General features: G+C 68.1%; 1 protein-coding gene. It reads right to left on the bottom strand.

The window, feature by feature from the left end; genetic code table 11:
* On the bottom strand, window positions 1-598 hold a 598-nt coding region (locus ACOADB_RS15380; protein ID WP_378600275.1), incomplete at its 3' end, for an AMP-binding protein.
* Between the last annotated feature and the right edge of the window lie 23 nt (window positions 599-621).

Genomic DNA, 621 nt, shown 5'->3' with positions numbered 1-621 from the left:
GGCACTCCTGCCGGGTCTCCCGGTCGTAGATCGCAACGCCGTCGAACGGGACGCCGATCGACCCGGCTGGGGTGTCCTCCGTGCGCGTGATGATGATCGCCGTCTCGGTCGAACCGAAGCCGTCCCACACGGAGCATCCGAAGCGCTCGGCGAACTCGCGGATGTCCCGGTCGGCGGCCTCGTTGCCGAAGGCGTAGCGCAGCGGGTTGTCGGCGTCGTCAGGTTGCGCGGGCGTCGCCAGCACATACGCGAGCGGCTTCCCGACGTAGTTGAGGTACGTCGCCCCGTGGCGACGGATGTCGTCGAGGAAGCTCCGCGCCGAGAAGTCCGCAACCGCCAGCCCCGCACCGGACGCCACACTCACCGCGAAACCCGACATCACCGCGTTGCTGTGGAACAGCGGCATCGAGCAGTAGACGACGTCCTCGGTGTCCAGCTCGTACTTGTCAGCCAGGACCGAGCCGGCCATCACGACCATGAAGTGGGCGACCTGCACGGCCTTGGGATCGCCACTGGTGCCCGACGTGAAGATCAGCATGAACGTGTCCATCGCCCCGACGTCGGGGAACCCGTCGGTGCCGGTCGGTGCGGCTGCCACCCGATTCGCCCACCCCGCGTCGT

The organism is Nocardioides sp. CPCC 206348 (assembly GCF_048654705.1).
In the GTDB taxonomy this organism is placed as follows: domain Bacteria; phylum Actinomycetota; class Actinomycetes; order Propionibacteriales; family Nocardioidaceae; genus Nocardioides.
The sequence above is the reverse complement of the archived record's forward strand: the minus strand, read 5'-3'. Positions and strand labels throughout refer to the sequence as shown.